Origin of the sequence: Delftia tsuruhatensis (assembly GCF_903815225.1) — a bacterium.
GTDB classification, from domain to species: Bacteria; Pseudomonadota; Gammaproteobacteria; order Burkholderiales; family Burkholderiaceae_C; genus Comamonas; species Comamonas tsuruhatensis_A.
The window spans coordinates 5,722,945-5,736,887 of the sequence record NZ_LR813084.1 but is presented as its reverse complement, the minus strand read 5'-3'; the positions used below and the strand labels follow the sequence as shown (position 1 = coordinate 5,736,887).

Genomic DNA, 13,943 nt, shown 5'->3' with positions numbered 1-13,943 from the left:
CTTGTGGACTATTCGATGCGCACGTCGGCCGCCTTGACGATGCGCCCGGACGCTTCCCAGTCGTCCTTGAGCAGGCGCTGGAATTCGGCGGCCGGCAGCGTGGCGGCTTCCACGCCCACGCGGGCCAGGCGCTCCTGGACCACGGGCTCGGCCAGCACCTTGCGCACGGCGGCGTTGATGCGCTCCACTTCGGCGGGCGGCGTGCCGGCCGGTGCCAGCAGGCCCAGCCAGGAGTCGAAGGCATAGCCGGGCACGCCGGACTCCGCCACCGTCGGCAGATCGGGCAGGAAGCGCGAGCGCTGCTGCCCCGAGTAGGCCAGCAGCTTCACGCGCGGGTCCTTCTGGAAGGCCAGCATGCCGATGGTGGCGCCGGTGACCAGCTGTACGCGGCCGGCCAGCAGCTCGGTCGTGGCGTCGCCCGTGGATTTCATGGGGATGTGCTGGAGCTTGATGCCCGCCTGCGCGGCCAGCGAGGCCGATGCCAGGTGCGAGGCGCTGCCATTGCCGGCCGACGCATAGTTGAGTTGGCCGGGCTGGGCCCTGGCGCGTTGCAACAGCTCGCCCAGGGTCTGCACGCCCGAGGCGGCCGGCACGCCCACCACATAGCCTGTTCGGCCCAGGAAGGACACGCCCACGAAGTCCTTGAGCGGGTCATAGGGCAGCTTTGCGTACAGGTGGCCGGCCAGATTGTGGCTGGCGGCGGCCAGCACCAGGGTGTTGCCGTCCGGCGCGGACTTGGCCACCTGGGCCGTGCCCATGCTGCCACCCGCGCCCGCGCGGTTCTCCACCACCACGTTGGCGCCCAGGACCTGGCCCAGTTCATTGCTGAAAGTGCGTGCCACCGTGTCCTGCGTGGCGCCTGCGCCGAAGGGCACGACGATGCGGATCACGCGTTCGGCGTGCACGGCAGGTGCCAGTCCCAAGGCCAGGGTGGCTGCCAGCAGAACGCGGCGGGTGACGGGAGAAGGGTGATGGGTTTTCATGGGGAGGTTTCCTGGGGGACGGCAAGCCACCGCTCCACCAGCCGCACGAAGTAGCTGGCGCCCGTGGCGAGGATGTCGTCGTTGAAGTCGTAGGAGCGGTTGTGGATCAGGCAGGGGCCGTCGCCATGGCCGGGCAGGCGGTGATCGCCCTGGCCGTTGCCGATGAAGGCGTAGCAGCCGGGCCGCGCCTGCAGCATGTGGGCGAAGTCCTCGGCCGCCAGCACGCCGGGGAACTGCGTGTCCACGGCGTCCTCGCCCGCGATCTCGCGCATCACGGCGGCAGCGAAGGCGGCCTTGGCCGCGTGGTTGACCAGGGGCGGCGAGGCGCGTCGGAAATGGATCTCGGCCCTGCAGCCATGGGCCAGGGCCGTGTGCTCGGCCTGGCGGCGCAGGGCGGCTTCGAGAATGTCCAGCGCCGCCACGGAGAAGGTGCGCACCGTGCCGCCCACCCAGGCGCTGTCGGGAATCACGTTGGGCGCGTCCGAGCCCTGGATCTGCGTGACCGCCAGCAGCGCGCGTTCGCGCGAATCCACATGGCGAGCGACCAGGGTCTGCAACTGCTGGGCCAGGTCTATGGTGGCGGCCACGGGGTCGGTGCCCGTGTGTGGCAGCGAGGCATGCGTGCCCTGCCCATGCAGCACGATGCGGAAGGTGTTGCTGGAGGCCATGAGCGCGCCCGGGTTGAGCGCGAAGCTGCCCACGCGGTCCAGCGCGAAGTTGTGCAGGGCGAAGACCGCATCGCAGGGAAAGCGCTCGAACAGGCCTTCGTCGATCATCCTGCGTGCGCCGGCCTTGCCCATCTCTTCAGCCGGCTGAAAGATCAGGTGTACCGTGCCCGCGAAGTCGCGCGTGCGCGCCAGGTGCCAGGCCGCCGCCAGCAGCATGGTGGTATGGCCGTCATGGCCGCAGGCATGCATGCGGCCCGCGTGCTGAGAGCGGTGGGCGAAGCGGTTTTCTTCTTCCAGCGGCAGTGCGTCCAGGTCGGCGCGCAGGCCGATGGTGCGCGTGCCTGCGTGCCGGCCATGCACCACACCGACCACCCCCGTGCCCGCCAGGCCGGTGTGCACCTCCACGCCCCAGGCGGCCAGGCGTTCGGCGACGATGGCCGAGGTCCGGTGTTCCTCGAAGCCCAGTTCGGGGTGGGCATGCAGGTCGCGCCGCAGGGCCACGAAGGGCGCCATGTCGGCAAAGCTATCGATCAGGTGGGGCAAGGCAGTCTCCGGCCGCAACCGGCCCATGCCTGCCGCGGTGAACCCTGGATTCTGGAAAGCCGCCTGCCGCGCGGCAACGAAGCAAATCGCATATGCATGCGCCGTTCATGCACAAGCGCGGACCGCCCGCGCAGCGCGGCTCAGGAAGCCGCCATGTGCGTTGAGAGAAAGTCCAGGAAGGCCGCGATGCGCGCGGCCAGCGCCGTGTTGCGGTAGTAGACGGCGTGGATGGGCTGGCGCTGCTGCACGGTCTCGCGCGCCAGCACCTGCACCAGCTCGCCCTGGGCGCGATCGCGCACGGTCATGAAGTCGGCCAGGCAGACCACGCCCTGGCCGGCCAGGGCCAGCTGGCGCATGGTCTCGCCGCTGGAGGCCGTGAGCTGGGGCGCGGCATCCCAGCGGTCGCCGCCCTCGGGCGTGCGCAGCGGCCAGTGGTTCAGGCCCGGCACCTGGCTGTTGCCGATGCGCTGGTGGCGCGCCAGCGCAGCCACGCTCGCCACGGGGCCATGGGCCTGCAGGTAGGCGGGGCTGGCCAGCACGCGCAGCACGCTGTGGCACAGCAGCCGCGCATGCAGCGTGGAGTCGCGCAGCTCGCCGATGCGGATGGCGATGTCGGTGCGCTGGGCCAGCAGGTCGATGTGCAGGTCATCGGTGTTCAGCTCCAGCGTGATCAGCGGATAGCGGGCGCGGAACTCGGCCACCAGGGGCACGATGGCATGCAGCATGAAGGGCGAGGCGGCATTGACGCGCAGCAGCCCGGCCGGCGCCTGGCGCCGCGCGGCCAGTTCCTCCTCGGCCGCGTCCAGGGCCTGCAGCACCTCGCGCGTGCGGGCCAGAAAGCGCTCGCCTTCCTCGGTCAGCTCCAGGCTGCGCGTGGTGCGCCGCACCAAGGTGGTGGCCAGCTTTTTCTCCAGGCGCGACAGGCTGCGGCTGATGCCCGAGGTGGTCTGTCCCAACTGCTCGGCCGCAGCCGTGATGCTGCCGCAGTCGATCACGGCGCGAAAGGCCTGCAACTCGTCCAGGGTGGTTTTCATGGGGCGCCAGCTTGGCGCAATTGTTGCTGCAGCGTCAAATATTTTCTGCTGATACCAGGCTTTATCTGCAAGCGTTAACGCGCCAGACTGCGGTCTTCGGGGCGTTGTTCCGCGCCCTTTCTGCTTTTTTGAAAGAACTGCATGACATCGACTTCCTCTCCCGCTTCCGTGGTGCCCGCGTTCGGCCTGGGCACCTTCCGCCTCAAGGACGAGGTGGTGCGCCACTCCGTGGGCCAGGCCCTGGAGGTGGGCTACCGTGCCATCGACACCGCCCAGATCTACGGCAACGAGGCCGATGTGGGTGCCGCCATCGCCGCCAGCGCCGTGCCGCGCGATCAGTTGTTCCTCACCACCAAGATCTGGACCGAGAACCTGTCTGCCGACGCGCTGATCCCCAGCCTGGAACGCAGCCTGGAAGCCCTGCGCACCGACCATGTGGAGCTGACCCTGATCCACTGGCCCTCGCGCAGCGTGCCGCTGGAGGACAGCCTGGGCGCGCTCATGCGCGCCAGGGAGCAGGGGCTGACGCGCCACATCGGCGTGTCCAACTTCAACATCGCGCTGCTGCAGCAATCCATTGCCGCCGTGGGCGCCGCGAACATCGCCACCAACCAGATCGAACTGAGCCCCTATCTGCAAAACCGTGCCGTCACCGACTTCGCACGCCAGCAGGGCATTCACACCACCTCGTACATGACGCTGGGCTACGGCAAGCTGCTGGCCGATCCCGTGCTGGCCGACATCGCCACCGCCCATGGCGCCACGCCCGCCCAGGTGGCGCTGGCCTGGGCCATGGCCATGGGCTATGCCGTCATCCCCTCGTCCACCCAGCGCGCCCACCTGCAGGCCAACCTGGACAGCCGCCAGCTGGTGCTGGGCGCCGAAGACATGCAGCGCATCGCCGCGCTGGAACGCGGCGACCGCCAGGTGAGCCCCGATGGGCTGGCACCAGACTGGGACTGAACTCGGCCGGCGAGTTTTGACCTGGAGCAGTGCAATGTGAACCCTAGGGGTAATACTAGGGTTATCACAGTATCGAACGATCGTGCTTTTTATGAGAATGCACGTTCTATCGAGATAACCAGGAGACGAGCAGCATGAGTGACCGCCCATGGCTGGGTGCCTATCCGGCAGGTGTGCCCGCCGACATCGATCCCTCCCAATACCCTTCGCTGGTGGCCCTGATGGAGGAGGCCTTCAGCCGTTATGCGGACCGCGTTGCCTATTCCTTCATGGGCAAGGAGCTGACCTATGCCCAGGTGGATGCGCAAAGCCGGGCGTTTGCCGCCTATCTGCAGAGCCTGGGCCTGGCGCGCGGCGACCGCGTGGCGCTGATGATGCCCAACATCCCCCAGTATCCGGTGGCCGTGGCGGGCGTGCTGCGCGCGGGCTTCGTGGTGGTCAACGTCAATCCGCTGTATACGGCGCGCGAGCTGGAGCACCAACTCAAGGACTCGGGCGCCAAGGCCATCGTCATCATCGAGAACTTCGCCCATACCTTCCAGGCCTGCAAGGCGGCCACGCCGGTGCAGCACGTGGTGCTGTGCACCATGGGCGACCAGTTGGGCATGCTCAAGGGCGCCATCGTCAACTACGTGGTGCGCAAGGTCAAGAAGCTGGTGCCCCCGTTCTCGCTGCCGGGGGCCGTGCGCTTCAACGATGCGCTGGCCAAGGGCATGCGCTCGCCGTTCCAGGCGCCGCAGCTGCAGGCCACCGACATGGCCCTGCTGCAGTACACGGGCGGCACCACGGGCGTGAGCAAGGGCGCGGTGCTGCTGCACAGCAACATCATCGCCAACGTGCTGCAGTCCGAGGCCTGGAACCAGCCCGCCATGGGCAAGGTGCCGGCCGGCGAGCAGCCCACCAGCATCTGCGCGCTGCCGCTGTACCACATCTTTGCCTTCACGGTGAACATGATGCTGTCCATGCGCACGGGCGGAAAGACCATCCTCATTCCCAACCCGCGCGACCTCAAGGCCACGCTCAAGGAGCTGTCCACCCAGCGCTTTCACAGCTTTCCTGCCGTGAGCACGCTGTTCAACGGCCTGGCCAACCACCCGGATTTCAATACCGTGGACTGGTCGCACCTGAAAGTCTCGGTGGGCGGGGGCATGGCCGTGCAAAGCGCCGTGGCACAGCTGTGGCTGCAAAAGACGGGCTGCCCGATCTGCGAGGGCTACGGCCTGTCCGAGACCAGTCCCTCGGCCAGCTGCAACCCCGTCACCTCCACGGAGTTCTCGGGCACCATCGGTGTTCCGCTGCCCAGCACGTACATGAAGCTCGTCGATGACGAGGGCCGCGACGTCACCGGCCCCGGCGAGCGCGGCGAAGTGGCGATCAAGGGCCCGCAGGTCATGGCCGCCTACTGGCAGCGTCCCGACGAGACCGCCAAGGTGTTCACCGCCGACGGCTACTTCCGCACCGGCGACATCGGCACCATGGACGAGCGCGGCTTCTTCAGGATCGTGGACCGCAAGAAGGACATGGTCCTGGTCAGCGGCTTCAACGTCTATCCCAACGAGGTCGAGGATGTGGTCTCCAACTGCCCCGGCGTGCTCGAATGCGCCGTGGTCGGCGTGCCCGACGAGAAGACCGGCGAGGCCGTCAAGCTGGTCATCGTGCGCAAGGACGACAGCCTGACCGAGCAGGCCGTGCGCGACTTCTGCCACGAAAACCTCACGGGCTACAAGCGGCCCCGCGTGATCGAGTTCCGCACCGAGCTACCCAAGACGCCGGTCGGCAAGATCCTGCGCCGCGAGCTGCGGGACAGCAAGTAGCCGGCTGCAGGGCCCATGCTCCTGTGCAGGAACGGGCGCCGAGGTGCCCCGGCCCTGGCCGTCCTCGGCTCCACCCCCGCCACCCTGGCGCAGAGAACCTCGACGTCGAATGGCTCAAGCCCCTCGTCGCGCCGTGCCGTGTGAAGGCGGACCTGGAAATTCCCTGTGGATGAAGGCCTTTGCGCGGATGCATTGACATGCCGGGAACGCCGGTCTACATTGAATGGAATGATCGTTCCAATTCAATGAGTCGCCATGCGAACCAAGGACTTCGACCCCGACGAGATCGCCGATGCCGCCATGCGGGTCTTCTGGCAGCGCGGCTATGCCGCGACCTCGGTGCAGGACCTGGTGGATGGCACGGGCCTGTCGCGCAGCAGCCTGTACGGCACTTTCGAGAACAAGCAGGGGCTGTTCCAGCATGCGCTGCGCCGCTATGAAGCCGTGACCACCTCCAACGTGGAACTGCTGTCCGGCCCGGGACGCGCCCGGGACCTGGTACGGCAGCTGCTGCTGCGCATCGTGCAGGACGAATTGAGCGATGCCGGGCGCCGTGGCTGCCTGGTCGCCAATGCCGCGCTGGAGCTGGCCGGCCATGACGAGGCCGTGGCCGAGAGGGTGGCCGGCAACTTCCAGCGCCTGCAAAAGGCGCTGGAAAAGCTCATCCTGCGCGGCCAGCAGGAAGGCGACATCACCGACAGCAAAAAGCCGCGCGCCCTGGCGCGCTTCATCGTCAACACCATTCAGGGCCTGCGCGTGCTGGGCAAGGGCAGCAGCGCGGCGCAGCGCCGCCAGTGCCTGATGGATGTGGTCGACGTGGTCGACATGGCGCTGCAGGCGCAGTAGCCGGCCACCCGTCACCCGCCGCGCGCATGTCGTGCCGTTGCGGGGTTTTATTTTCCTTGAATTGGAATGATCGTTCCAGTAATCCGGATTTCTGTTTTCCGTGTCTGTTTCACTCTCATCACCCTGGAGTTTCCATGCATTCAAACCTTCAAATCACCATTGCCGTGCTCGGCACCGGCCTGATCGGCGCGCCCGTCGCCCGTAACCTGCAACGCAAGGGCTTCACCGTCCGCGCCTGGAACCGGACGACCGCCAAGGCCCAGGCCCTTGCGGCCGATGGCGTTCAGGCCTGTGGCGATGCAGCCGACGCCGTGCGTGGCGCCCGCATCGTCGTCACCGTGCTCAAGGACGGGCCGGCCGTGCTGCAGGCCATGCAGGCCGCCGCGCCTGCGCTGCAGCCCGGCACGCTGTGGCTGCAGCTGAGCACGGTGGGTGTGGACGCCATCGCGCCGCTGGCGCAGTTCGCAGAACAGCAGGGCCTGGTGTTCTACGACTGCCCCGTGCAGGGCACGCGCCAGCCGGCCGAGCAGGGCCAGCTGGTCATCCTGGCCGCAGGCCCGCTGGCGCAGCGCGGCGAGGTGCAGCCGGTGTTCGATGCCATTGGCCAGCGCAGCCTGTGGATTGCGCAGCAGGCAGGCGCCGCCAGCCGGCTCAAGCTGGCGCTCAACCACTGGGCCTTCGCACTCACGCATGGCCTGGCCGAAAGCCTGGCGCTGGCCAAGGGGCTGGACATAGAACCGGCCCTGGTGGTCGATGCCGTCACGGGCGGGCCCATGGACAGCGGCTTCTTCCAGGCCAAGGCCGCGGCCATGCTGTCAGGCCGCTACGACGCCAGCTTCACCGTGGCCAATGCCGTCAAGGACGCGCAACTGGTGGCCGATGCCGCCGCCGGCGCAGGCCTGCTGCTGGATGGCGCACAGGCCGGGCTGCGCCGCTTCGAGCGCGCGCTGGCCGCCGGGCATGGCGACAAGGACATGGCGGCATCGCACCTGGCATCCCATCCAGCCTCCCATGCCTGAGATGCGCAGCAAGGACAAGGCAATGAATTCGTCCATGGACACCTCCTTCGACACAGGCCTGCCGCTGGGCAGGCTGCTGGCCCTGGCGATGGCAGGCTTTCTGGCCATCATGACCGAGACCCTGCCGGCCGGCCTGCTGCCGCAGATCGGCACGGGGCTGGCAGTGTCCGAGGCCATGGCCGGCCAGATGGTCACGCTGTACGCGCTGGGTTCGGTGCTGGCCGCCATTCCCGTCGTGGCCGCCACGCGCGGGCTCAGACGCCGTCCGCTGTTCATGGCGGCGGTGGGTGGGCTGCTGCTGTTCAACAGCCTCACCGCGCTGTCCGGCCACTACGGCCTGACCCTGGTCGCCCGCTTTGCCGCAGGCATGGCTGCCGGCGTGATCTGGGGGCTGGTGGCCGGCTATGCGCGGCGCATGGTGCCGCCGCATCTGCAGGGGCGTGCACTGGCCGTGGCGGGCGTGGGCCAGCCGTTGGCCCTGGCGGCCGGCGTGCCGCTGGGCGCCTGGCTGGGCAGCCTGTTCGACTGGCGCGGCGTGTTCTGGGCGCTGTCGGCGCTGTGCCTGCTGCTGCTGGCCTGGGTGCGGCTGGGCGTGCCGGATTACGCCGGGCAGACGACGCACCAACGCCAGCCCGTGGCGCGCATCCTGCGCATGCCCGGCGTGCGCCCCGTGCTGCTGGCGCTGTTCGGCTGGATGCTGGCCCACAACATGCTCTACACCTTCATCGCTCCCTTCCTGGCTTCGGCGGGGCTGGGGCAAAGGGTGGATGGGGTGCTGCTGCTGTTCGGCCTTGCGGCCATTGCCGGCATCTGGCTCACGGGCCTGCTGGTGGACCGCTGGCTGCGCGCACTCACCGTGGTGAGCCTGGCCTTGTTCGCCGTGTCTGCGTTGGTGCTGGGCCTGGCCGGGCAGTCGGCCGTTGCTGTTCTGATCGGGGTTGCGGCCTGGGGCCTGAGCTTTGGCGGTGCACCCACGCTGCTGCAGACCGCGCTGGCCGACGCGGCAGGCGAGGGCGCCGACGTGGCCCAGTCCATGCTGGTGACGGTCTTCAACCTGGCCGTGGCAAGTGGCGGAGTGGCCGGCGGACTGCTGCTGGGCTGGTGGGGTGCCCGTGCCTTGCCCTGGGCGCTGGCGGTGTTGGCGCTGGCCTGCCTGTCCGTGGTCTGGCCGGCCAGCCATGCGGGCTTCAGGCCTGGGCGGCGCAGCGTGGCTGCCTGAGGCACTGCCATCGCTGTTCCCTCAGCAGACGGGCCAGCAAGGGGGCCACATGCCGCTGCGCATGTGGCCCTTGTTGCGTGCGATCAATCTTTCTATAATTGTTTTACCCCATGAACTGTGATTCATGGATAAAACAAATGGCGCCTTCCCCCGCCATGATCCACCGACGTTGATGGAGAGACACATGTCCGAATCCGCTCAGAACACGCCCCGCACCTGGGACCAGCCCGAAGGCTCCAGCTTCGAACAATGGATGGAGTCGCGCGTGGCGCGGTTTTCCACGCGCAAGTACGACTTCGACGCGCTGAAGTTCCAGGCCGACTTCGATCCCAAGTACCGCCGTGGCCAGATGCGCTACATCGGCACGGGCGGCACGGGCGTGGCCGCGGACAGCAACACCATCCCGGCCGAGCACTTCACCTTCTCCACCATGGTCATCCCGGCCGGCAATGAAGGCCCATCGCATCTGCACACCGATGTGGAGGAAGTCTTCTTCCTGATCCGCGGCAAGCTCAAGCTCGTGCTGGAAAAGGACGGCCAGCGCTTCGAGACCATCCTCACCGACCGCGACGTGGTCTCCGTGCCGCCCGGCGTGTACCGCGAGGAAATCAACATCGGCGACGAAGACGCGCTGATGTGCGTGATGCTGGGCGCCAAGAAGCCCATCACGCCCACCTATCCCCCAGAACACCCCCTGGCCAAGATCAAGCGTTGAGCCGTTGCCCGCCATGACCGCGCAGACGTCATCGCGCATGGAGCAGCGCCTTCAGGCGCAGTTCCCCGAACACCTCATCGCCCTGCCCGGTGGCGCCCAGGTCGCCTGGCGCGAGGCGGGCGACACGGCCTCGGACTTTGCCGTGGTGATGCTGCACGGCATCAGCTCAGGCGCTGCGTCCTGGCTGGACGTGGCCCTGGCGCTGGCGCCGCGCACGCGCGTGCTGGCCTGGGATGCGCCCGGCTACGGCCGTTCCACGCCGCTGGCACCCGCCGCGCCCACGGGCGCCGACTACGCCCGCGTGCTGGAGCAGTCGCTGCAGGCGCTGGGCGTGCGCCGCTGCCTGCTGGTCGGCCACTCGCTGGGTGCGCTCATGGGCACGCCCTGGGCGGTGCAGGCCGGCGCCGGGCGCGTGCAGCAACTGGTGCTGATCAGCCCCGCTGGCGGCTATGGCGCACCCGGCATGGGCGAGCAGCAGGCCAAGGTACGCCAGGGCCGTCTTGCGGCCCTGCAGGAGAAAGGTGTCGAAGGGCTGGCAGCCGCCATCGACCAGCGCCTGGTCTCGCCCTCCGCGCCTGAGCCCGTGCGCCAATGGGTACGCTGGAACACGGCGCGCCTGCATGCCGCAGGCTACGCCCAGGCCGTGGAGCTGCTGTGCCGCAGCGACCTGGGGCAGGCAGCGGGGCAACTGGCCATGCCGGTCGAGGTCTGGGTGGGCGCGCACGACGTGGTCACGCCGCCGGCCGCCTGTGCGGCCTGGGCCGCAAGACTGGGGGCGCGGTACGTTACGCTTGCGGCAGCCGGCCATGCCTCTGTCGTCGAACAACCTGCGGATGTCGCACAGAGGTTGGCCACCCTGCTGACCTGATGGCCTACCGGCCCGAACTGCGATGAGCGATACCTCCGAAACCCTCTCTACCGACAACGACCGCTACACCGTTCCCGCGCTGGAGCGCGGCCTGCGCCTGCTGGCCTGCTTCAGCCCCTCGCAGCCCGTTTGGAGCGCGCCCGACCTGGCGCGCACCCTGGCGCTGCCCCGGTCCACGGTGTTCCGGATGCTGACGACGCTGGAGGGCATGGGGTATCTGCAACGCTCGGGCACCGAATACCGGCTGGGCCTGGCCGTGCTGCGCCTGGGCTATGACTACCTGTCCACCCAGCCGCTGGCCCAGCTGGCCGAGCCCGTGCTGCAGTCGCTGTGCGAGCGCCTGGGCTTCACCACCAACCTGGCACTGCTGGACGGCACCTCCGTGGTCTACGTGGCGCGCATTGCGCCGGCCGGCGCCTTCCAGGGCGCCGTGCGCGTGGGCTCGCGCCTGCCGGCCCATGCCACCGTGCTGGGCCGCGCCCTGCTGCAGGACATGGATGCGGACCAGCTGCGCGCCCTGTTCGGCGGCAGCGAACTGCCCCAGTTCTCGGAAAGCACGCCGCGCAGCGTGGAACAGTTGCTGCAGTTGCTGCAGCAGGACCATGAACGCGGCTACGCCATGGGCGAGGGCTTCTACGAGCCCGGCGTCTCCAGCATCGCCGCGCCCGTGCGCGATGCGCAGGGGCGCATCGTGGCGGGCCTGGGCATGGCCGTGGCCTTCACCGAAATCGCTCCCGGCCGCATGGCCGACTGGGTGGAGCAGGTACGTGCCGCCGCTGATGAACTGGCCGGCCACCTGCGTGCCCAGCATCCCGGTTTTCTGCGCTGAACGGATGGTGGGCACACCGGCCGCCAGCGCATTCCTTCCCAGAAAGATATGACGATGAAGATTGCTGTGATTGGCTGCGGTGCGATTGGCGCCAGCGTGCTCGAACTGCTCAAGGGACATGCCGCCGTGCAGGTGGGCTGGGTGCTTGTGCCGGACGTGACCGACGCTGTGCGCGCCACCCTGGCCCTGCATGCACCCCAGGCGCGTGCCGTGGCTGCGCTGGAGGCCGAAGACCTGCCCGACCTCATCGTGGAGTGCGCGGGCCATGCCGCCATCGAGGAGCATGTGCTGCCCGCCCTGCGGCGCGGCATTCCTGCCGTCGTGGCCTCCATCGGCGCGCTCAGCGCCCCGGGCATGGCCGAGGCCGTGCAGGCGGCGGCCGAGGCCGGAGACACCCAGGTGCAATTGCTGTCGGGTGCCATCGGCGGTGTGGACGCGCTGGCCGCCGCGCGCATCGGCGGCCTGGATGAAGTGGTCTACACCGGCCGCAAGCCGCCCCTGGCCTGGACCGGCACGCCCGCAGAACAGCGCTGCGACCTCGCCAGCCTCAAGGAAGCCTTCTGCATCTTCGAAGGCAGCGCACGCGAGGCCGCCCAGCTCTATCCGAAGAACGCCAACGTGGCCGCCACCCTGTCGCTGGCCGGCATGGGCCTGGACCGGACCACGGTGCGCCTGTACGCCGATCCGGGCGTGGACGAGAACGTGCACCATGTGGCCGCGCGCGGCGCCTTCGGGTCCATGGAATTGACCATGCGCGGCAAGCCGCTGGCGGCCAATCCCAAGACCTCGGCCCTCACCGTCTACAGCGTGGTGCGCGCCGTGCTCAACGAGGCCACGGCCATCGCCATCTGAGCCGGGCCGGGCGCAGGGTCGCGGCACAATAGGCGGCCCCCGGGCCGCCTTTGCTTTTTGCCTGTGCCGTTGAAAGAGAAGCCTCCATGACCATCGCCATCCTCAGTGCCCTGCCGCAGGAACAGGAAGGCCTGGTCCATGCCATGTCCGACGCCCAGGGCACGGCCCACGCCGGCCGCATGTTCTGGCGCGGACGCCTGCATGGGCACGACATGGTCTGTGCGCTGTCGGGCATAGGCAAGGTGGCGGCCGCCACCACGGCCACGGCGCTGATCGAGCGCTTCGGCGTGCGCCGCATCGCCTTCACCGGCGTGGCCGGCGGCCTGGGCGATGGCGTGCAGGTGGGCGATGTGGTGATCGCCAGCGAATACCTGCAGCACGACCTGGATGCCTCGCCCATCTTCCCGCGCTGGGAGATGCCCGGCTACGGCCGCACGCGCCTGCCCTGCGACCCCGAAATGACGGCCGCGCTCCTGGCCGCAGCCCAGGCCTGCGTAGCCGATGCGGGCGAAGACCTGCGCGCCGCCCACGCCACCACGGCGCCGCGCGCGCACCAGGGGCTGATTGCCAGCGGTGACCAGTTCGTGGGCACGGCGGGCGCTTCTTGCGCCCTGGCGCAGGGCCTGCGTGCTGCAGGGCACGAGGTGCTGGCGGTGGAGATGGAAGGCGCCGCCGTGGCGCAGGCCTGCCTGGACTATGGCGTGCCGTTTGCGGCCATGCGGACGGTTTCCGATCGGGCGGATGACAGTGCGCATGTGGACTTTGCGGAGTTCGTGAGGGTGGTGGCGAGTCGGTATGCGTTGCGGGTGGTGGATGGGTTTTTGCGGCGGCTTGCTGTCTGATTTTTGATCTTGCAATTGCACCCGCACTCGCCGTTGCCTTGACGGGTTTTTGACCCTGCCGGGTGGTTGTTTTTCGAGGCCGGGTCTCGCCCCGGCGGGCGACTTACTTTCTTATCGCGCGATAAGAAAGTAAGCAAAGAAGCGCGCCCCCACTGCCCACGACCCTTCGCTTCGCTACGGGCGACCTGCGTTGGGCGGGATGCGGGGTGCGCCGCAGAACTCGCTGCGCGCTGGCGCGCTCCGCTCAGACAACTGCGGCAAGTCAGATCACGAAGCAGCCCTGTCCTTCGGCAGGGCTGCCACCCCGCATCCCGCCCAACGCAGGCGTGGGCAGAGGGGGAAGGCTGTAGAACAGCCAGCAGCCAGCAGCCAGCAGCCAGCAGCCAGCAGCCAGCAGCCAGCAGCCAACAGCCAACAGCCAACAGCCAACAGCCAACAGCCAACAGCCAACGCATCGCTGCGCTCGCTTTCAAACCAGGGCCGAGCGTAGCGACGGCCCGCAACAACGCCCCGCAACCGCCACGACGCAGGTTGCCCCGGAGCGAAGCGCAGGGGTCGCGGGCATTCGGGTGCTTTTCTTTGCCTACTTTCTTGTAGCAAGACAAGAAAGTAGGTCGGCCGCCGGGCCGAAACCCGGCCTCTGCCCGCCGGCCGGGCATGCGTCTAAAGCAGACCAAGGAAGCATCAAAAAAGCCTCGAAAACACACACCCCGACACACCTCTGTCATCCATTTCCCACACGCCTCCG

At 68.5% G+C, this 13,943-nt stretch carries 13 protein-coding genes; 10 read left to right on the top strand and 3 right to left on the bottom strand.

Annotated features, from left to right (window positions below):
* Positions 1–8 precede the first annotated feature (8 nt).
* The 3 genes from L1Z78_RS26125 to L1Z78_RS26115 all read right to left on the bottom strand — a co-directional run bounded on the left by L1Z78_RS26125 (position 9) and on the right by L1Z78_RS26115 (position 3,228).
* On the bottom strand, positions 9–983 hold the full coding sequence (locus L1Z78_RS26125) for a tripartite tricarboxylate transporter substrate binding protein (RefSeq protein ID WP_234639232.1): 975 nt from the start codon (positions 981–983) through the stop codon (positions 9–11).
* A complete protein-coding gene (locus L1Z78_RS26120; RefSeq protein WP_234639231.1) occupies positions 980–2,221 on the bottom strand; it encodes a M20 aminoacylase family protein in 1,242 nt (413 codons plus the stop codon). The genes L1Z78_RS26125 and L1Z78_RS26120 overlap by 4 nt, the downstream gene beginning before the upstream one ends.
* A gap of 113 nt (positions 2,222–2,334) precedes the next feature.
* Complete coding sequence (locus tag L1Z78_RS26115; protein WP_234639230.1) at positions 2,335–3,228, bottom strand: LysR family transcriptional regulator; 894 nt, start codon at positions 3,226–3,228, stop codon at positions 2,335–2,337.
* Between the two features lie 141 nt (positions 3,229–3,369).
* Here L1Z78_RS26115 and dkgB point away from each other — a divergent pair, with 141 nt between their 5' ends.
* From dkgB to L1Z78_RS26065, 10 genes are all read left to right on the top strand, one after another.
* Positions 3,370–4,191 (top strand): 2,5-didehydrogluconate reductase DkgB, encoded by an 822-nt coding sequence (dkgB, locus tag L1Z78_RS26110; RefSeq protein WP_234639229.1) that lies wholly within the window; start codon positions 3,370–3,372, stop codon positions 4,189–4,191.
* A gap of 134 nt (positions 4,192–4,325) precedes the next feature.
* Entirely contained in the window at positions 4,326–6,005 is a 1,680-nt protein-coding gene (locus L1Z78_RS26105) for a long-chain-fatty-acid--CoA ligase (RefSeq protein ID WP_234639228.1), read from the top strand.
* 255 nt (positions 6,006–6,260) lie between these two features.
* Positions 6,261–6,851, top strand: a complete 591-nt coding sequence (locus tag L1Z78_RS26100; protein ID WP_234639227.1) for a TetR/AcrR family transcriptional regulator — start codon at positions 6,261–6,263, stop codon at positions 6,849–6,851.
* 134 nt (positions 6,852–6,985) lie between these two features.
* Positions 6,986–7,870: an NAD(P)-dependent oxidoreductase gene (locus L1Z78_RS26095; RefSeq protein WP_234639226.1), complete on the top strand. Its 885-nt coding sequence runs from the start codon at positions 6,986–6,988 to the stop codon at positions 7,868–7,870.
* A gap of 22 nt (positions 7,871–7,892) precedes the next feature.
* The gene (locus L1Z78_RS26090) at positions 7,893–9,089 is read left to right on the top strand and encodes an MFS transporter (protein ID WP_234639225.1); all 1,197 of its coding nucleotides are present in this window, start codon (positions 7,893–7,895) and stop codon (positions 9,087–9,089) included.
* A 184-nt stretch (positions 9,090–9,273) separates the two neighbouring features.
* On the top strand, positions 9,274–9,804 hold the full coding sequence (locus tag L1Z78_RS26085; protein ID WP_016449821.1) for a cupin domain-containing protein: 531 nt from the start codon (positions 9,274–9,276) through the stop codon (positions 9,802–9,804).
* Between the two features lie 13 nt (positions 9,805–9,817).
* Complete coding sequence (locus L1Z78_RS26080) at positions 9,818–10,672, top strand: alpha/beta fold hydrolase (protein WP_234639224.1); 855 nt, start codon at positions 9,818–9,820, stop codon at positions 10,670–10,672.
* A 22-nt stretch (positions 10,673–10,694) separates the two neighbouring features.
* Positions 10,695–11,501 carry an IclR family transcriptional regulator gene (locus tag L1Z78_RS26075; protein WP_234639223.1) on the top strand — a complete coding sequence of 269 codons (807 nt, stop codon included), beginning with the start codon at positions 10,695–10,697 and terminating at the stop codon, positions 11,499–11,501.
* A 54-nt stretch (positions 11,502–11,555) separates the two neighbouring features.
* Positions 11,556–12,353 (top strand): aspartate dehydrogenase, encoded by a 798-nt coding sequence (locus tag L1Z78_RS26070; RefSeq protein ID WP_234639222.1) that lies wholly within the window; start codon positions 11,556–11,558, stop codon positions 12,351–12,353.
* A gap of 86 nt (positions 12,354–12,439) precedes the next feature.
* Positions 12,440–13,195, top strand: a complete 756-nt coding sequence (locus tag L1Z78_RS26065) for a 5'-methylthioadenosine/adenosylhomocysteine nucleosidase (RefSeq protein ID WP_234639221.1) — start codon at positions 12,440–12,442, stop codon at positions 13,193–13,195.
* Positions 13,196–13,943: the final 748 nt, after the last annotated feature.